This is a genomic window from Nocardia asteroides (assembly GCA_019930625.1).
Taxonomy (GTDB): Bacteria; Actinomycetota; Actinomycetes; order Mycobacteriales; family Mycobacteriaceae; genus Nocardia; species Nocardia sputi.
In genome coordinates this window covers 5,764,952-5,783,459 of sequence record CP082844.1, presented here as the reverse complement: position 1 = coordinate 5,783,459, position 18,508 = coordinate 5,764,952, and the positions used below count along the sequence as shown (strand labels likewise).

Here is an 18,508-nt window from a genome sequence, read left to right as displayed (position 1 = left end):
AGAATCTCCTTCCAGGTGGTTGCAGTGACAGTCACCGGAGCGCGCCTGCGAGGACGCGGTTCGGCGTGATGAGGGTCGCCAGCCGCCATCCCTCCACGGTCCACTGCTCGAAACCGTCGGGCTGCTCGCTGACGTGGGCGTTCCTGAGGAATTTCTCGGCCTCTTGGGCCACCGCGGCCCACTTGGCGATGGCCGCGTCGACGCCCAGGTCCATGATGATCGGGGGGACCTGAGCGATGTTGTTGTCGATCAAGTCAAGGATGTACCCGAGGTCGTCGAACAAAGCACCCCATACTCCCTCGATCTTCTGGACCACCGGGAGAACTGCCGTGATGTCCTGCGCGATCGTCGAGGAACTCTGCTGAGCGGACCGAGCGGCGTTCATCAGATTCGCGTCGGCGGCCAACTCGGCTTCCAGCTTGTTGATCTGCGCCTTGGCGGCTTTCACTCGTTTCAGGGCTTCGACAGCGCGAGCGCCGTATTCACCGGCCACGACCGCTCCGGCGATGAACCCGGGCAATCCCAGCCACGCGTAGGCCGGCGTTGTCGACGCCACCACCACATCGTGGTTGTACTCGTCGTTCGCCGCCTTCAGCACAGTCTTCTCGTCGGCGATCTGCTTCGTGACGTCGGCGACGGCCTGGCTGGCTTGACCGTATTTCTTGTCGTAGTACGCGACCAGGCCGCCATTGCCGTCCGTCCCCACCAACGTTGTTTTGTCGGTTTCGATGTCATACGCGAACTGGAATGTCGTGCTCGACACCAAGCGCGCCCACTGTACCTGCTTGTCGGCCTCGCCCCGCAACGTCTTGAGAACCGACTTCAAGTCGTTCTTCGCCTGCTGATCGTTCGGATTGTTCATCAGCCGTTGCGCCAGGTCCTTGATGGGCGGGTAGTAGACCGGGACCTTGTCCCTGCCGTACTGAAGGATGTTGCTGGCCACGCTGATCGCCTTGGGATAGATCGAGTCACGCCAATTCTTGCCGTCATCATTGATCAGTCGATAGACATTGATCAGTTTGGTGAAGTCGGACAGGTCATTGGGCGCGCCCGGGCCCAAGGAGTTCCTGAACTCGGTCTGTGTTGTCGGAAGGACGAGCGCATCCTGGACGAAGACCTGGATCTTGATCCACTCGGGCCGGCTGAGAATGAAATTCGGCCCGCCCTGCACGCCGGGCTCGGACAACTCTCCGGGTCCGATATCCAAACTGGTCATCGATGACCTCCTTGTTGAGGGAAACCGGCCGGATAACACCAGCGAATGTCCTCTGTCGCTTTCGGGCACCGGCTGTAGTCAGAGCATCGGTATCAACATGCCCGCAACGCAATGAGCGACCAGTCGACCGATCGGCGGGTGCGATGGGGAAGATGGTTTCCGAACTCGAGCCTCACCAGGTTCGTAGATTTCGCGGCCGACAGTGGCACGAGGTTAGCGGCGGTACGCGATCGTGCGCGCACGCTCGACTCACGCCCTTCACCCGAGAAGGTTCGTCCGATTTGCCTTCGCTTGCTCCGGTCCAGTGTTACTGCCGGAGGAGAGATTTGCTGACAGCCCTGTCCTGGCTCCACTCAGTTTGCGCCGAAAGTACGCGTTGTGTCGACATGATCGTCCTAACGACTCCGCCACTATTCCACGGTCTGACGCCGCACCTATTTCAGACCTGGGGTCTGCAATGGGCAGAGTTTCGAATGGCCAGGCTTCGTTCCTGCACGCGGTCGAAGAAGAGCGTCACGTCCTGGTCCGAGAACAGGTCCATCCGGGTGGTTTCTTCCCTTGAGAACTCCGCTTGCAAGTGCAGATGCACAATCGGTGCGCCTCATCGACCCGATCGGACCCGGCCTTCGAGCAGCAGACCGAGCGGTTTCCTTCGTCGTCCCATTGCAATAGGACTTGCAGCGGCATGGTGACCTGGCGGGCTCGACGGAATCGCCGTCGAGCGCACCTTCACCGACAAGGCCTCCGGGAAGGACACCGCACGCCCACAGCTGGAGGAGCTGATCGCGTTCGTGCGCGGCGGCGACACCGTGATCGTGCACTCCATGGACCACCTCGCCTGCAACCTCGACGACTTGCGCCGGTTGGTGCGCACTTTGACCGGCAAGGGTGTGCGGGTGGAGTTCGTGAAGGAGGCGCTGACCTTCACCGGGGAGGACTCACCGATGGTGAATCTGGTGCTGAGCGTGATGGGTGCCTTCGCCGAGTTCGAACGCGCCCTCATCCTCGAACGCCAGCGCGAGGGCATCGCCGCGGCGAAGGCTTGCGGCGCCTACACCGACGCAAACCCGCCCTCACCGCCGAGCAAGCCGCCCAACTGCGCGCCCGCGCGGCCGCCCGGAGTGTCGAAAGCGGAGCTGGTCAGGGAGTTCGGTGTCAGCCGCGAAATCGTCTACTCATACCTGCGAACCGACGCCGCAGCATCCTGAACTGCGGATTGCACAGTTTCGAGGGTCAACTGTGAAACCGTCGCCGTGTTCGATTATTGGCAACAGCATGTCCACTGGGTTGTCCACCTCGGAGGTGTAGCCATAGCAGACAGACGGCCCGATCCCGTCGTTGACCGAGGTGCCGTTGCCGGGGACGTTCACCGTCAACCCGCCAGCATTGCGGACCAGGTATTCGGTCAGGTAGCACAAGAACTGGTCAGCGGCCAGTGTTGTCGGCCAACGCTTTCGGGGTCGGGAACAGCGCGATCGCACCATATTCGACCCCAACATGAGCGATCGGCCGCACCTGGCACCGTTGGACGAGCCGGTAGCGGCCCTCGACGGTCAGCGGAGCATTACGGTGAATCACGGCGGTTCTTTCGGCCTGCGGCGGACGTGGTAGTTGGCGCTTCACATCCTGCCGCCGAAAGAACCGCCCCTCAGCACACCACCACCGCCACCCCGTCACCAACGTCACGACCCGCAACAGCTAGGTGGCGACTTCAACCATATACGCCACTTGGCGCTCCGGGTGCTCCTGCTATATCGAGCGCTGCGACAGTGGCCGTCTCCCGGCTACTCAATCAGGGGACAGGCCAGGGCGCGCCGTGCAGCTGGCATCATGAGCGTGCCGCTGCGTAGTCGCTCGAGGGCGGTGTGTGCGGAGTCCGTCGACGAGGATCGACAGCAACCGCGGTCCGCGACTGTCGAGCTCCGCGTCGTCGAGCCGCGACAACCAGCTGATGAGCACGATGACGTCGCGGGCTTCGGTATCGGCGCGGATGCTGCCGTCCGAGCGACCAGCCGCCAGCAGCAGTTCCACCGCCTCACCGATCGGGCCGAGACTGTGGGCAGCGAGGTCGCGCCAGGTCGCCGCCTCGACTGCGGCGAACACATCACGCTTGACCCGGGCGTAGGCCGCCACCCGATCGAACCACGCCGCCAACGCATCCGGCGGCTGATGCGTTGTCAGCAGGCGAGCCGCCGCGGCAACCAGTTCGTCCACTTCATGGCGGTAGACCTCGGCGAGCAGGTCCTCCCGCGTCGGGAAGTGCCGGTACAGCGTGCCCTGCCCGATGCCGCAGGCTTTCGCGACCGCGTTGAGCTTCAGCTCTCCCGGCTCGTGCATCAGTTCTCGTGCCGCTCGGAGGATCCGTTCGCGGTTGCGTTGTGCGTCTGCGCGCCGTGGTTCGCTGCTCTTGACAGAAGCGGACACGTGTCCGCTAAGCTCGTCGGGGTAACCGGACATATGTCCACTTTAGCTGAAGGGGATCGTCATGACCATTCACGGCAAGGTCGTCGCCATCACGGGCGCCAGCAGCGGAATCGGTGAAGCAACCGCTCGCCACCTCGCCTCACTCGGCGCGGCCGTTGTCCTCGGCGCCCGACGCACCGACCGGCTCGACCGGCTGGTCGCCGAGATCGAAGCCGCTGGCGGCGCCGCGGCCGCCGCGCGGGTCGACGTCACCGATCCCGCGGACCTCCACTCGCTCGTCACTCTCGCCGTCGAGCGCTTCGGGCAGTTGGACGTCCTGGTGGGCAACGCCGGGATCAGCAGACTCAGCCCCGTCGCCGACCTGGACGCCGAGGGATGGTCGGCGATGGTCGACGTGAACGTCAAGGGAATCCTGCACGGCATCGCTGCAGCGCTACCGGTGTTCCGCCGCCAGGGCAACGGGCACCTCGTCACGGTCCTCTCGGTTTCCGGCCTGAAAATCGTTCCCACCCAAGCGGTGTACGCCGGAACGAAGAACGCGGTGCGCACGCTCCTGGAGGGCTTGCGGCAGGAGAGCACCGACGGGATGCTGCGGACGACATCGATCTCCCCCGGCCTGGTCCGCACCGAGTTCATCGACCAAGCCATCGACGATCCGGCCTTGCATGAGCACGTCAGGAAGAACATGACCGATATCGGCATCGACCCGATGGCGGTAGCTCGCGCGATCGAATTCGCGATCGATCAACCCGACGCCGTCGAAATCGGGGAACTGACCATCCGACCGACGCGCCAGGGCTGAATACCCGCTCCTCGGGGTGACCTGACAGGCCACAAAGACGGACACCCGCACCGGTGACGGGCGACTAACAGGGCTGGCTGTGGTCGTCGCAGAACCCGGCTGGGCCCGGGCCCGCGCGGGTCTCGTCCACTCTGTTTTCCGACCCTTGACACCACGATCTGCGCCGGCGGCACCGCGACTGGTACCAGAAGCTGGCGCTCGACGCAGAGGCCGGCTGGATCAGCCACCGACAACCCGACTGGATAACCGCCTTCAAACCGAACAGTCCAACCTGCGCGAAGCGCTCGAGAATTGCCTGAACGACGACACCGAAAAAGCCGCCGTAACCGAATTGCGCACCGCCGCCGCATTGTACGAGTTCTGGACCTTTCGTGGCCTGTACGGGGAAGGCCGCTCCTGACTCGACCGGGTACTCGCCCATAGCGAGGCCACGCCGATACCCGACCGTGTCAAGGCCCTCCAGGTAAGCAGTCAATTGGCCTCCTGGCAGGGCGACTTTCGTGCTGCGGTCCCCTCCTCTGGAGGAGGCGCGCGCGCTCGCCGAACAGGAGCCGACGCCAACGATCAAGGCGCGGATCGCCCACGCCGAGGAAGGGCATTCTCGAACTCATTCGCGGCGCACCTGCCCGCGGCTGCTCCTCGCTCGAACGTGCCGTTGAGCTACTCGGCTCGAATCGCAGGGACAGTTTGTATGTCGATGCTTTGGCTTCCCGTAGTTGGGCCTACGAAGTAGGGGGCGACACAGAACGAGTGAGCAAGAGTTTCGCGGAACCGCTCACCATCACCGAGCCGTGTGGCGAGTTGTTCTACCGCTGCGCCGCCCTATGGGGTATGGGCGTCGCCGCATGGCAGCGCGGTGACCGGCACCACGCCGAGCACTTGCTCCAGAAATCAGTGCGGGTCAATCAGCGACTACGTAGTCCGATTGTCGCCGCGTTCAATTTCCACGCGATGGCATGGATCACTGCCTCCGGTGGTAACGCCGAGCGCGCTGCCATTCTCATGGGAGCCGGACAGAGCCTCTGGCCGATGGAGAATAGCGCGACAACCGTCTTTCCGACGGCGTCACCCTTCCATCGCGAATGCGAACGGGAAACGCTTCATGCTCTCGGCAGCCGTCGATTCGGGGCAGCGTTCCGCCGAGGGCGGAAAATGAGCATGGACGCCGCCGTCGTCTATGCACTCGGGGTGCAGCGGGACGACGAGATATCGGGTCTGTCTGTGAGCTTGACCAGGCGGGAACGGCAGGTCGCCGAGCTCGTCTCCCAGGGGCTGAGTAACAAGCAGATAGCCGCCGAGTTGGTGATCTCGCAAAGAACCGCCCAGGGCCACGTCGAAAAGATCTTGACAAAGCTCGGATTCACCTCGCGCACACAGATCGCAGCCTGGGTAACAGAGGACTCACAGCAACAATCCCGATGATCGTCACGACAACATCCAGCTCGGCTGCGGTGAGTCCGCGTCTCAGTCGCGATGTCGGCCTCACCTCGCCATATGAGCAGGGGCGAGCCCGCCCGGCGATGTCGGCGGGCGGGCTCGCGGTGTGCCTGTACTTGCCCGAAGCCGAGGTGCTGTTCTCCGGTGACAGCCTGTTCGCGGTCACCGGACTGGCATTTCGACGCCATCCTACGGGTTGGCAGCTTTTGGATCCGGTTGTCCACCGGACCCAAAAGCTGGGCGGACCTACCGCCCGACGTGATGGCCGCCCTCTGCGGGGATGACAGCGCCAGTCGTCCAACGGCTTTCGTCCGAGAGCAAGAACAGCGCAGCTCTGGCCATGTCGTCGGCCAAGGCGATTTGGTTCATCGGTGCCATCGATGCCAAATGCTCCTGAAGCTCGAGCGGCAGCATGTCCCACATCTCGGTGCGTGTTGAGCCTGGAGCCAGAGAGTTGACGCGGATGTTGGACGAGGCGAGCTCGAGGGCTGCGCTCTTGCTCAAGCCGTTGACGGCCCATTTCGAGGCAACGTACTCGGAGATGCCCGCAACGCCGACCATTCCGCCAATGGAGGAGACGTTGACGATCGAACCACCGCCGGCATCCAGTAGTGCTGGGATTTCGTACTTCATCGACAGGAAGACGCCCTTGGCGTTGACAGCCATGACCCTGTCGTACATCTCGGTGGGCTTTTGGTGCAGTGGCGTGCCGTCACTGGTGATCCCAGCACTGTTGAGCGCTCCGTCCAGCCGACCGAATCGCTTGATGGTAGCGGCCACAGCTGCTTCGATGCTGGACTCATCAGTCACGTCGAGTGGGACGGCGATGACCTGGTTGTCGTCGGTGGAAAGCTCTGCTGCCAGCGCATCGAGACGATCAATGCGACGCGCACCCGCCACAACGTGCGCGCCCTCGGCGGCGAACCTCCTGACCGCGGCCTCCCCCATACCAGCGGAAGCGCCTGTGATCAGGATTACCTTGTCCTCGAGGCGACGAGCGTGAATGGCGACAGGCGCAGGGTGATGATTCGGGTGTGCAGTCATGATGTTTCTCCAATTGAGGTGTAAAGACGGGAAGGCACCGAATCAGCGGTTGACGGCTGATTTGAGCGCCAGGGCGGTGATCGGCCATACGAGCTCGCGGCTGATCCGCGTAACCACTTCCGCGTCGTCGCTCGTGGCGACTTCGTAGTCGCCTTGCCAGGTGATCGCCGTCTGCCCGTCTGCGAGCTGTAGCGAGACTGTCGTGCGCGACGCGGTGACCGGGATAGGCGGTACACCCACAAACCCGTAGGTCAGCGTCATTCGGCTGTGGTCGATCTGATCCAACCGCTCGCTGATGATGCTGCCGTCCGCGAGTCGGATTTGCCGAATCGCGCCGGATTGTCCGGCTGTGCCGGACATGAGATCGCTGGTTGACACTTCCGGGTGCCAATGCAGGTCTTCGAACTGTGCGAGCAGTTGCCAGATCGCGCGGGGCGCACCGTCGATGACGGCGGTGTATTCGACAGTGATGTCCATCGTCAGATCCAGCTTCCCCCGTTGACGGTCACGGACTGCCCGTTCATCCATGCGGCTTCCGGTTGGGCGAGGAAGCGTGCCACCGCCCCGATATCATCGGGTGCGCCCAGTCGCCCCGCGGGCGCGGACGCGGCAACATGGTTCATCAATTCCGGGCTGAGCACTTCGCTGTCCACGGCGAGGAAGCCATCATTGACTGCACCGGCAAGGATGGTGTTTGCGGTGATACCTCGCGCGGCCAGTTCCTTGGCGAGGGTGCGGATCGTGGCGGTGGGGCCGTTCTTGCTGGTGGCGTAAGCGCCGAAGCCCGCTCCGGCGCTGTCGACTGAGCTACTGCCGATGTTGATGATTCGCCCGCCGTCAGCGATCCTGCGTGCTGCTTCGCGAAGGACATAAAAGACCGCGCGGGTGTTGATATCGAGCATGCGGTCGAACTCGGCGTCGGAGATTTCGGCGACCGGTTGGAGCTGAGAGGTGGCACCCGCGTTTGCCACGACGATGTCGATGCGACCGAAATGCTCCTCGGCGGCATCGAACAACTCTGTGACGTTGCTGCTGCTTCTGAGATCGCCCGAGAATGCGACGACGTCGACGCCCTTCTGGCGGATCGCCTGTGCCGCGTCATGGGCCTCTCGCTCGCGAGTGCGGTAGTGCAAGACGATGTGGGCACCGTCCGATGCGAGGGCGCCAGCGATGGCGCGCCCGATACTGCGCGGGGCCCCGGTGACCAGTGCGACCTTTCCTGCCAGACTCCGATCGGCGAGGCTCGTCACCCCTCCTGGTTGGTTCATGTACCTACTCCTTGTCCTGCGGCCACGGGTGTGGGCTACAGCTGCAACAACCGTGCCGGGTGAGTCACGTCGACGACCAGAGGCCGCTGCTGCCTGGGACTGGTAGGGCCACCCTCAGCGGTCGTATGTGGGCCAGGATGGATACATGGATCGGAAAGAACTCGGTCGTTGTTTGCGCGACTGGCGGGATCGTCTGGGTCCGGCGAGCATCGGGCTGCCTTCTGGAAGCCTCCGCCGGGCGCCAGGACTGCGCCGCGAGGAGGTTGCCAATCTGGCGGGGCTCTCGGTGGACTATCTGGCTCGTCTCGAGCGAGGACGCGCAGGAATCCCTTCGCCGCCAGTTCTGGAAGCGCTGGCGCGCGCACTACAGCTGACCGATGACGAGACTGCATACCTCTTCGGCCTGGCCGGCCATGCGAATCCGCACATCACCGGTATCAACCGCCATCTGACGCCAGGGGTTCAGCGGATCTTGAGTCGCCTCGGTGATGTGCCTGTCATGGTCCTTGACTCGACCTGGCGACTGGTCGCAGCCAACCCTCTGGCTTCAGCGCTGCTCGGCGATTTGTCCGGCGAGAACTCGCGCAATCGCAACCTACTGTGGCGGCACTTCACCGATCTCCCGTCCCGGATCGTCTCGACTGCCAGCGAGAATGCGGCATTCGAAGCTGCCGCAGTCGCCGATCTTCGGGCTGCCGTCGGATTGTTCCCGGACGATACACAACTACGCGCACTGATTTCCGACTTGCGGAAGGTAAGTGAGCGCTTCGATGTGCTATGGAACCGGAGCACGATTGCCAGACACAAGTCGACCCGAAAGACGATTTTGCATCCAGAGGTCGGTCCGATGACTTTGGACTGCGATGTGCTCACCGTCGAAGGCAGTGACCTTCGAATTGTGGTCTATACAGCCGATCCGGGATCGTCGGATGCGCGCACGCTCACACTGCTCAGGGCTATCGGGACCGAAAAGTTCGACGCCTCGACGAAGTGACCTGGGCGTCGGAAGAGCCCAGACACGCCGCCGCTCGTTCGCTACCGCTTGCCGGAGGTAGAGCACGTTCGTGACCCCAGCTTGCATGGTGGCATATCCGTTGAGGTGGCTGCGGAAGGCCCGCGGTCACGTACGGCACGTCTTGTTCGCCACCGCCAGCACCCCGGATCGGTTCCCACAGCAGTCCCTGGCGCACCGTCATGCCCCTGAATGGTGTCACGGGGTCGGACCTACAGTCACATCCGGTTCGGAGGGCAAAGGAGATCCGTGGATCAGCATGATGCGACCAGCGCATCATTAGAGCGTCTTCGTTCAGTCGATCACCGCCCACTCGTGTGCCGCGTCGGATGTACAGCACGATTGCGACGCAAAGTTTCACCCATGCAGCATCCGGCTGGGGGCGGCTGTGGTAGATCTCCGACCAACTCGTCGCGGTTCATCGATGTCGCCAACTTCGAACGGGTTTCCAGGACGGTCTCGGGCTCAATTCCAGTCGACACTGAGGTACTGAGTCTCGGTGTAGTCGTGCAGAGCTTCGCGGCCGCCCTCCCTGCCGAGTCCACTTTGCTTCATGCCGCCGAACGGCGCCGCTGGGTCCGAGACGAGACCGCGGTTGATCGCAACCATCCCGGCCTGGACGGCTTCTCCGAGGTGCAAGGCGTATTGAAGATCTCTGGAGTAGACGTACGCGGCCAGACCGGCTTCGCTGTCGTTGATGTGTCTGAGCAGCGCCCGTTCGTCCTTCCAGGCGAGAATGGGGGCGACGGGGCCGAAGATTTCGTGCCGGACGATGTCGGCGTGGTGGGCGACATCGGTCAGCACCGTCGGCGGATAGAAGTTTCCCTTGCTGTCTACTGGGCAATCCCCGCGAGCCATGATGTGTGCCCCGGCGCTGACCGCGGCGTTGACCAGGCCGTCGATTGTTGCGACAGCTTCAGCACTGATGAGTGGCCCGATCTCGCTGCGGGGATCGGCGCCAGGTCCGACCGCCAACGCTCGAACTCGCTCACTCAGCCGCGTGACGAACGGCGTGAGGACAGCTTCGTGGATGTAGAATCGGTTGGCCGCAGTGCAGGCTTGGCCGCTGTTGCGGAACTTCGCGATCATGGCACCGTCGACAGCTTTGTCGAGGTCAGCGTCGCGTGCCACGACAAAAGGCGCGTTTCCACCCAGTTCCATGGAGCTGTTGAGGACACGATCTGCTGCTTGGCGAAGCAGAAGTTTCCCCACGTGAGTCGATCCGGTGAAGGAGATCTTGCGAACACGCGGATCCTGGAGCCAGGTCGTGACCACCTCCGCGGCACGGGTGGTGGGTAGGACATTGATGACACCGTCCGGCACGCCCGCTTCGGACAAAATCCGGGCAAGAGCGAGCGCAGTCAGCGGCGTTTCCGCAGCGGGTTTGAGTACAACGGTGCAACCGGCAGCCAGCGCAGGCCCGATTTTTCGGGTGGCCATGGCCGCCGGAAAGTTCCAAGGAATGACGAGTGCGGCTACGCCGACGGGGTGGCGGTGGATGATGGTGCGGGTGTTTCCCGCAGGTGAGCGTGTGTAGCTACCGTCGTTTCTGACCGCTTCTTCGGCGAACCACCGCAAATACTCTGCTGCGTAAGCCACTTCGGCGTCGGCGTCTGATCGGGACTTGCCGTTTTCGGCGACGATGAGTTCTGCCAAGTCGCCGTGCGCCCTGTGCATCAGGGAGAATGCGGCGCGCAGGATCTCCGACCGTTGCCGCGGGGAGGTTTGTGCCCAGGCGGCTGCGGCTTCGGCCGCGGCGTCGACTGCGCGGCCGGCGTCGCTGGCATCCCCGTTGGCGACGGTTGCGATTGTGCTGGCGTCGGCGGGGTTTTCGACGCTGAATCGCCCTCCGGCGCCGGTCGTCCAACGTCCGGCGATGAACATGCGATGAGGGGCAGCGAGAGTGCCGGGGAGGGCCATGTCGAACCTTGTCGTCGATGGTCGCGAGCGCGGGCTCGCACTGCGGGGGTCGTTCACCGCGGTGGGGGCGGCGGTTTTCGTGGAGGCGTCAGGCGCGTGCCGGTTGCGTGTATTCGACGGCGAGTTGACCTCCTGCGTGCTGGGCACGCAGGAGCTTCTTGTCGAACTTGCCGACCGAGGTTTTGGGGACTTCGTCAATGAACGACCAGCGTTCCGGCAGTTGCCAGCGGTTCACATGGTCGGCTAAGTAGTGCCGCAGTTCTGCGGCGGTGGCGGAAATCCCCGCCACCAGCACGACCGCGACGAGTGGACGTTCTCCCCACTTGTCGTCGGGTACACCGATGACGGCGGCCTCGTGGACCGCGGGGTGGCCGGCAAGCAGTCCTTCGAGCTCCACCGAGGAGATCCATTCTCCGCCGGATTTGATGATGTCTTTGGCTCGATCGGTGATGGTCAGATACCCATCGGCGCTGAGCTTGCCTACGTCACCGGTGCGCAGCCATCCGTCGAGGAATTTGTCGGGGTCCGGTTCGGGGTCGCCGTTGTAGCTGCCGGTAATCCAGGGTCCGCGTACGATCAGCTCGCCGACGGCCGTGTTGTCCCACGGGAGTTCTTTTCCGTTGTCGGCGACGAGTTTGGCTTCGACAGGGGCTAGGAGACGCCCTTGAGTGAGCTGGTAGCGGGTGAACTGTTCCGCGCTCGCGTTCGCCGGCGGGCGGGCGACGGTGCCCAGCGGCGACATCTCTGTCATCCCCCATGCGTGGACCATTGTGATGCTGTGGCGCTCGGCGAATGCCTGCAACAGCGACGCCGGCATCGCCGAGCCACCGACGATGGCTTCACGGAGAGCGAGTGGTGCGGGCGGAGGACTCTGGTCGAGATGGTTCAGCACGCTGGTCCAGACTGTGGGGACCGCGGCGCCTTTGGTGACCCGAGCGGAGCCGATGAAGTGGATGAGGTGCTCTGGTCCGAGGAACCGATCCGGCAACGCGAGCGATGCGCCTGTGAGGAAGGCGCTATACGGCAGACCCCAAGCCATGACGTGGAATTGGGGAACGGCCGCGAGAACAGTGTCCTGACATGACAGGTCGAAGGCGTCAGGCAACGAGCTTGCCAGCGCGTGCAGATAGATCGATCGGTGACTGTAGGTGACGCCCTTGGGGTTTCCGGTGGTTCCCGACGTGTAACACATTGCCGCAGGATGATTTTCCTCGATGTCCGGCCAGGCGAATTGATCGGGCTGTCCATCGAGCAGGGTGCTGTAGTCGTGGATGTGGACGCCGTGACCGGAGAGTTCGTCGATGTCGACGGGACCATTGACGATGATGTGTTCGACTGTGCTCAAATGCGGCACGATCGTCATAAAGGTATCGAACAGGGTGTGGTCGACGATCACCACCTTGTCCTGCGCATGCCCGACGATGTAACTGATCTGTTCCCCGGCGAGGCGTACGTTGAGCGGATGCAGCACCGCCCCCATTGAAGGGACAGCGAAGTACGCCTCGATGTGTTCCTGGTTGTTCCACATGAAGGTGGCGACCCTATCGCCGGTGGCCACCCCCAGAGCGGTCAACGCAGAGGCCAGTCTGGCAGCATTTCGAGCAGTGTCTGCGTAGGTGACTGAGCGAGGCTGATCGGGCGCGGGGGCGGCGGTGATCACTTTGCCGGCGCCGTGCACAGTCGCTCCGTGATCGAGTAGCCGCCGGATCTGAAGCCCGATGTTCTGCATGGTGCTGCGCACGGGAGAAGTCCGGCCAGAGGGCAGTGCGGTCACAACGCGCTTCTTTCGATATCGAGACGTTCGGGGATTTCGAGTGCGTGTCCCATGCGGTCACGTTTGGTCCGCAGGTAGCGCAGGTTGTCAGCGGTGGCTGCGGTGGGAAGGCCTACACGAGAACGCACTTCGATTCCCTCGGCGATCAACGCAGCGCACTTGCCAGGATTGTTGGTCAGCAGGCGCACCCTCGAGATACCGAGGTCGTCGAGAATCCGCGCGCCGACGGTGTAGTCGCGTGCGTCGGCAGCCAGGCCCTGGACCAGATTGGCGTCGACGGTGTCCATGCCACTGTCTTGCAGTTCATAGGCGAGGATCTTGGGACCGAGACCGATCCCTCGCCCTTCGTGTCCACGCAGGTAGATCACCGCGCCACACCCCTGGTCACTGACGGCGCGAAGGGACTGCTCGAGTTGGTCGCCGCAATCGCATCGCTGTGAGGCCAGGATGTCACCGGTCAGACATTCACTGTGCAAACGGACCAGCACGCCCGCCGTTCCCTCGCTGGCGGCACGCACATCCCCCATGACCAGCGCCAAGTGTTCGACACTGTCGGAATTGCCTCGGTAGGCGGTGGCCTGGAAACTTCCGAACGCGGTGGGCATCCGCGCTGAAGCTAGACGGGTTACCGAGAATGCCTCGCGGCGACGATGTTCGATCAGCTCGGCAATGGTGATCAGGGGAAGGCCGTGGGCGACCGCGAACGCTCGCAAATCAGACCCACGCCGCATCGATCCATCGTCGGCGACGATCTCTCCGATGACACCGACCGGTGTTCGCTCGGCAAGGTTCAGCAGGTCGATAGCCGCCTCGGTATGTCCAGGGCGCTCGAGGACGCCGCCAGGACGAGCTCTGAGCGGAAAGACATGGCCAGGGCGGCGAAAATCAGCACCGCTACTCGCCGCGGAGGCCAGCGCAGCGACCGTGGTCGCACGATCGTGGGCTGAGACGCCGGTTCCGGTTGTTCTGTGATCGACGGTGACGGTGAAGGCGGTGCGATGCGGGTCGCCGTTGTCCGCGACCATTGGGGGAAGTTCCAGTCGGTCGGCGTGGGAGCCGGTCATGGGAGCACAGATGATGCCGGTGGTGTGGTGAACCATGAAGGCCATCTGCTCCGTGGTCACGGCCTCGGCAGCCGCCACGAGGTCGCCTTCGTCCTCGCGGTCGGCGCTGTCGACCACGACGACCATGCCACCGGAGCGGAGCGCCGCCACCGCCCGCTGCACGGCGTGGCCGGTGGCCGCCATCACTGTGGCTCCGAGGCGAGCACGGTGTGCGTGCCGAATCCGCGGCGGAAGTACGTCAACGGCGGCCCGACGTTGGTATCGGCATCGCGGACGTCAGCGAACACGACGATGTGGTCCCCGCCCTCGATGAAGGACGCGGCATCGCACACCACCCATCCCGGAGCGCCGATCAACCGGGGGGCCCCGGACTGGTTGACCCACCCGATCCCAGCGAACTTGTCGGTTCCTTTGCGGGCGAATGCGGTGGCTGTCCCGGGCTGGGCAGAACCGAGGATGTTCACCCCGAATCGTTTGGTACGCCGAAGAATCGACAACAGATCCGATCTCCGGTCCAACGCGACCATGAGCATCGGCGGTTGCATCGACAAGGACGCGAACGCACTGACGGTGGTGCCGTGTGGACGGTCGCCGTCCATCGTTGTGATGACCGAGACCGGTGTGCAGACCGAGGCCATGGCCTCCTTCAAGGCAGTCGCGATGTCCGTGCGCGTCGTCGAGCTGGTACTCATCGTGAATCCTCCTCACACGTCGGCGACGCGGTTTACGAGTCGGGTGATACCGGGAATATCGATGGTCAAGACGTCGCCGGCCTGTAGATACCGGGGCGGATCCTGCCGGTAGCCGATCCCGGCAGGCGTGCCGGTGGCGATGACGTCGCCCGGTGACAGAGTCGTCCATGTGCTGACGTACTCGATGACAGCGGGGATATCGAATACGAGATCGGCGAGGACACCAGTTTGTACCCGCTGTTGGCCGAGGTAGGTGTGCACTTCCATCGCCGACGGATCATCGACTTCGTCGGCTGTCACCAGCCAGGGACCGAAGGACCCCGATCGGTCGAAATTCTTTCCGGCGGTGGCCTGGGTGCCGTGGAGTTGGAACTCGCGAACACTGTTGTCAGCGAACGCGGTGTATCCCCAGACGTGGTCGGCCGCGTCACGCCTGTTGATGTGGCGGCCGCCCCTGCCGATCACCACCGCGATCTCCCCCTCCCAGTCGAGGCTGTCCGACACGGAGCACCGCTCGATCGGCTCCAGATGACCGACCATCGATGAGGCGAACCGGACGAAGAACGTCGGGTGCGAAGGCAACTCCTTGTCCATCTCCACAGCATGGTTGTGGTAATTGAACCCGACGCACAGGATTCGGCGGGGTTCGGTCACCGGCGGAAGCCATCGGGTGATCCGGTCGAGTTCGACGAGCGGGTAGTTCTGCAGATTCGCCTCGGTCAGTTCCTCGAAGGCAGCGATGTCGAAATCTGCCTTCACCACGCCGGTCGCGGCGGTGACATCTCGCGCGCGGCCGCCTTGATCGAGAACGATCGTGCGCGGTTCGCTCGCGAGTTCCACTGTGGCCAGTCGCATCAGAATGCCTTCTCTTCGTTCACGATGACCGACGCGCGGTCCAGCAGCGCTTCGATCTGCTCGATCCCCGCAGCCGTCGGGGTGATCAGCGGTGTGCGCACGTGTGGCGAAGCGATACGTCCTTGCTGGTGGAGCACCCACTTCGCCGGGGCGGGGTTGGTTTCCACGAACAGCAGATCGACCAGTGGATGCAAGGCGTAGTGCAATCGTCGGGCGGCGTCGTGGTCACCGGCGATCCACAGCTCATACATTCGTGCGACGGTGTGTGGCGCGATGTTGCTTACCGCGCTGACGAAGCCGACGCCGCCGAGTGCCAACAGTGGCAGGCAGAGCAGTTCGATGCCCGACCAGACCCCGATGTCTTCTCCGGCTTCGTGGATCACCCGCGAGAAATGCTCGAAATCCTTGGTGGTTTCCTTGATTCCGATGATGTTGTCGAAGTCGCGGTACAGACGTGCGACTGTCGTGGGGTCGAGTTCGACCGCAGTTCTCGAGGGAACGTTGTAGAGGATGATCGGCAGATCCGGGAATTCCTGCGCGATCGCGGCGTACCAGCGGTACAACGCCTCTTGGGTGGGTCGTGCGTAGTACGGGGTGATGATCAGGACAGCATCGGCGCCGGCGAGGTGGGCGGCGTTGGTGAGCTCGATGGTCTCATCGAGCTTGGCCGAGCCGGTTCCCGCGATGAACGGCACCCTGTCGTTGACCTGATCGGCAACGGCGAGGATCGCTTCGATCCGTTCGGCGATGGTCTGCGCGCTCGGCTCTCCGGTGGAGCCGCCGATCGAGATACCGTGCGACCCGGCGTCGATCTGCCATTCAACGAGTCGCCGAAGACTTTCGATGTCCAAGTCGCCGCTGTCGGTGAATGGGGTGATCAGCGGTGCGATCGACCCGGTGATCAATGCGGTGCTGGTACGAAATCTCACGCCGGTGCTCCTTGTCCAGTGATGGCTTCGAGTGCCGTCGCAGCGACGGCGAGGTCGGCCAGCCCCATCCCGAGTCCTTTGAAGACCGTCAGTCGAGGTTGTGAGGGGCGGTGGGCTTTCTCGGTGAGGAGGTCGCCGAGGGTGCTCACCGCGCTCCAGTCGACGCCGTAGTACTCGTTCAGTTCCCGCGATGCGCGCTGAGCGTTGACGAAGTTGTCTACGACGGTGAGGTCGGACTCCTCCAGCAGCGCGGGGTCGAATTCAGCGTTGTTGGGCAAGATCGCACCGACAGCGTTGAGGTGGGTTCCCGTGGCCAGCAAGCCACGTGACAAGAAGGGTTCGATAGCGCGCGTGATCAGTGTGACGATCGGCGCGGAGTCGACCGCTTCGGCGAGTGTCGCGGTCGCTGTCGCATCGATGCCGAGGGTGTCACGCACCGCGGCTGCGAATCCGATTCGCCGGTCCTCGGAGCGGCTCCACACCCGAACGCGACGGATCGGCCTGACCGCGCAGATTGCCTCGACCTGACGGAGCGCCTGTCGGCCGCTGCCGATCAGTGCCAGTTCCGAGGCCGAGGGGTCACTCATCAAGCGAGTGGCCAATCCGGTCACCGCTGCGGTGCGCAATGCACCCAGCGCGCCCGCTTCGAGCACCGCCCTCGCACGACCGGCGGACATGTCGAACAGTGTCATCAGCGCGCTTGCCCCGGCCGGGGTGTTGACCCAGGTCTTGAAGGCCACGAGATCTGCACCACCGTCGTAGGCACCGAGCGCGTGGGCACTGCTGGCAGGACCCCAGGTTGTCATGGTCTTGGCGATATCGCCGGCATTGCCTTTGGTCTCGCGAACGATCGATCGAGCTACCGCCTCGATCGCATCGGTCAGCGAGATCACTTCTTGTACTTGCCTATCCGTGATCCACGGGATGTCCATCGGATTCCTTGCCGGTTGTATTCGTCCAGACGCGGACACAGTGGTGCCCAACGCGCGCAATGTGGCTCCGGGGTTTCGCGCCGTGAGCAGCGGGCCTCTTGGTCCCGCAAGCCGGGGTGGCATCGACTACCACAACGTCTGTGATGCACTTAACAGTAGGGGACACGTGATATAAAGCAAATATCAACAGTTCTATATAGTCATTAGTAGATTCTTATAGGAGCTCGTATGGAAGCGCAGTTGTCGCTCAAGCGACTCGAAGTATTTCGACTCGTTGTCGAGGAAGGCACCGTCACTCGTGCGGCCGAGGCGCTCATGGTCGCTCAGCCGGCCGTCTCCGGGCAGCTGCGCGCGCTGGAATCCTGGCTGGGCGCGAAGCTGTTCGTCCGCCGAGGCAACAACCTGGTGTTGACCGAGGCCGGGGAGCGCGCGAACCTCTGGGCGAAAGAGATGCTGGCCTCGGCCGCACAGGTCAAGCGGGATGTAGAAGAGCTCGCCTCCGGCCGGGGAGGGGCCGCCGCGATTGCTTCGAGCATGGCCGTCGGCAGCTACTTGCTGCCTTCGATCCTGTCACGGTTTCAGCGCAGCCGCCCGGGCGCCGATATCACGTTGTCCAGTTCGCAGCCCAACGACGCGTTGCGCGCCGTGGAAACAGGAGAAGCCGACTTCGGAGTCGTGAGCTGGGATCAACGACACCTCCCCGACACCATTTCCGCCGAGGTCATTCGTACCGAGGCGATCATTCTGTGCGCCGGGCCGAGCCTGGAGACTCGGTCGGACACGCTGACCGTGGAGGAGGCGATTCGGCTACCCTTCGTTGGAGCCCCGCGCGAGGTGATCTACCAGCGAAGTCTGATGGAACAACTCGCGCGGCACAGCGATATCGAACCGAACTTCATCATTCGTTTCGGCCATGCCGAGCCGATGAAACAGGCGGCGGCGGAGAATGGTTGGGCGGTCTTCGCCCCTCGCTACGTCGTGAGCGCTGACATCGCAGCCGGGCGTCTGCGGGAGTTGACTGTCCCCGGACTCGATCTCAGCGAGCGAATCGCGATGCTACGGCGACGTGACAAGTACTTCTCGCCACTCCAGCAGGCAGCAGTCGAGGAGATTCGCGCCGCCCTGCGGCAGGATTGACT

At 63.5% G+C, this 18,508-nt stretch carries 17 protein-coding genes; 5 read left to right on the top strand and 12 right to left on the bottom strand.

Going from position 1 to position 18,508, the window contains the following annotated elements; genetic code table 11:
* Positions 1–31: 31 nt before the first annotated feature.
* The gene (locus K8O92_26225) at positions 32–1,285 is read right to left on the bottom strand and encodes an alpha-xenorhabdolysin family binary toxin subunit A (protein UAK31292.1); all 1,254 of its coding nucleotides are present in this window, start codon (positions 1,283–1,285) and stop codon (positions 32–34) included.
* A 641-nt stretch (positions 1,286–1,926) separates the two neighbouring features.
* Between K8O92_26225 and K8O92_26220 the strand changes: the two genes are divergently transcribed.
* Entirely contained in the window at positions 1,927–2,424 is a 498-nt protein-coding gene (locus tag K8O92_26220) for a recombinase family protein (protein ID UAK35951.1), read from the top strand.
* 580 nt (positions 2,425–3,004) lie between these two features.
* On the opposite strand, the gene K8O92_26215 is transcribed toward K8O92_26220, so the two are convergent.
* The gene (locus K8O92_26215; protein UAK31291.1) at positions 3,005–3,673 is read right to left on the bottom strand and encodes a TetR/AcrR family transcriptional regulator; all 669 of its coding nucleotides are present in this window, start codon (positions 3,671–3,673) and stop codon (positions 3,005–3,007) included.
* Between the two features lie 28 nt (positions 3,674–3,701).
* On the opposite strand from K8O92_26215, the gene K8O92_26210 reads away from it, so the two are divergent.
* On the top strand, positions 3,702–4,442 hold the full coding sequence (locus K8O92_26210; protein ID UAK31290.1) for an SDR family oxidoreductase: 741 nt from the start codon (positions 3,702–3,704) through the stop codon (positions 4,440–4,442).
* Between the two features lie 750 nt (positions 4,443–5,192).
* Positions 5,193–5,864: a LuxR C-terminal-related transcriptional regulator gene (locus K8O92_26205; GenBank protein UAK31289.1), complete on the top strand. Its 672-nt coding sequence runs from the start codon at positions 5,193–5,195 to the stop codon at positions 5,862–5,864.
* 261 nt (positions 5,865–6,125) lie between these two features.
* On the opposite strand, the gene K8O92_26200 is transcribed toward K8O92_26205, so the two are convergent.
* Genes K8O92_26200 through K8O92_26190 form a run of 3 tightly spaced genes read right to left on the bottom strand, consistent with a single transcriptional unit; the run spans position 6,126 to position 8,191 of the window.
* Positions 6,126–6,923, bottom strand: a complete 798-nt coding sequence (locus K8O92_26200) for an SDR family oxidoreductase (protein ID UAK31288.1) — start codon at positions 6,921–6,923, stop codon at positions 6,126–6,128.
* Between the two features lie 42 nt (positions 6,924–6,965).
* Positions 6,966–7,400: an SRPBCC family protein gene (locus K8O92_26195; GenBank protein UAK31287.1), complete on the bottom strand. Its 435-nt coding sequence runs from the start codon at positions 7,398–7,400 to the stop codon at positions 6,966–6,968.
* A 2-nt stretch (positions 7,401–7,402) separates the two neighbouring features.
* Positions 7,403–8,191: an SDR family oxidoreductase gene (locus tag K8O92_26190; protein ID UAK31286.1), complete on the bottom strand. Its 789-nt coding sequence runs from the start codon at positions 8,189–8,191 to the stop codon at positions 7,403–7,405.
* 145 nt (positions 8,192–8,336) lie between these two features.
* Here K8O92_26190 and K8O92_26185 point away from each other — a divergent pair, with 145 nt between their 5' ends.
* Positions 8,337–9,185 (top strand): helix-turn-helix transcriptional regulator, encoded by an 849-nt coding sequence (locus tag K8O92_26185; GenBank protein ID UAK31285.1) that lies wholly within the window; start codon positions 8,337–8,339, stop codon positions 9,183–9,185.
* 483 nt (positions 9,186–9,668) lie between these two features.
* Here K8O92_26185 and K8O92_26180 read toward each other — a convergent pair whose 3' ends face one another.
* The 7 genes from K8O92_26180 to K8O92_26150 all read right to left on the bottom strand — a co-directional run bounded on the left by K8O92_26180 (position 9,669) and on the right by K8O92_26150 (position 17,369).
* Entirely contained in the window at positions 9,669–11,123 is a 1,455-nt protein-coding gene (locus tag K8O92_26180) for an NAD-dependent succinate-semialdehyde dehydrogenase (protein ID UAK31284.1), read from the bottom strand.
* Positions 11,124–11,211: 88 nt separating this feature from the next.
* On the bottom strand, positions 11,212–12,864 hold the full coding sequence (locus tag K8O92_26175; protein UAK35950.1) for a fatty acid--CoA ligase: 1,653 nt from the start codon (positions 12,862–12,864) through the stop codon (positions 11,212–11,214).
* Positions 12,865–12,893: 29 nt separating this feature from the next.
* Complete coding sequence (locus K8O92_26170) at positions 12,894–14,144, bottom strand: bifunctional 3,4-dihydroxy-2-butanone-4-phosphate synthase/GTP cyclohydrolase II (GenBank protein UAK31283.1); 1,251 nt, start codon at positions 14,142–14,144, stop codon at positions 12,894–12,896.
* Positions 14,144–14,653, bottom strand: a complete 510-nt coding sequence (locus K8O92_26165; GenBank protein UAK31282.1) for a flavin reductase family protein — start codon at positions 14,651–14,653, stop codon at positions 14,144–14,146. The genes K8O92_26170 and K8O92_26165 overlap by 1 nt, the downstream gene beginning before the upstream one ends.
* A 12-nt stretch (positions 14,654–14,665) precedes the next feature.
* The gene (locus tag K8O92_26160; GenBank protein UAK31281.1) at positions 14,666–15,508 is read right to left on the bottom strand and encodes a fumarylacetoacetate hydrolase family protein; all 843 of its coding nucleotides are present in this window, start codon (positions 15,506–15,508) and stop codon (positions 14,666–14,668) included.
* Positions 15,508–16,437 (bottom strand): 4-hydroxy-tetrahydrodipicolinate synthase, encoded by a 930-nt coding sequence (dapA, locus tag K8O92_26155; GenBank protein ID UAK31280.1) that lies wholly within the window; start codon positions 16,435–16,437, stop codon positions 15,508–15,510. Before dapA ends, K8O92_26160 begins: the two co-directional genes overlap by 1 nt.
* Entirely contained in the window at positions 16,434–17,369 is a 936-nt protein-coding gene (locus tag K8O92_26150) for an ornithine cyclodeaminase family protein (protein UAK31279.1), read from the bottom strand. Before K8O92_26150 ends, dapA begins: the two co-directional genes overlap by 4 nt.
* Positions 17,370–17,597: 228 nt before the next feature.
* Here K8O92_26150 and K8O92_26145 point away from each other — a divergent pair, with 228 nt between their 5' ends.
* The gene (locus K8O92_26145) at positions 17,598–18,506 is read left to right on the top strand and encodes a LysR family transcriptional regulator (GenBank protein ID UAK31278.1); all 909 of its coding nucleotides are present in this window, start codon (positions 17,598–17,600) and stop codon (positions 18,504–18,506) included.
* Positions 18,507–18,508: the final 2 nt, after the last annotated feature.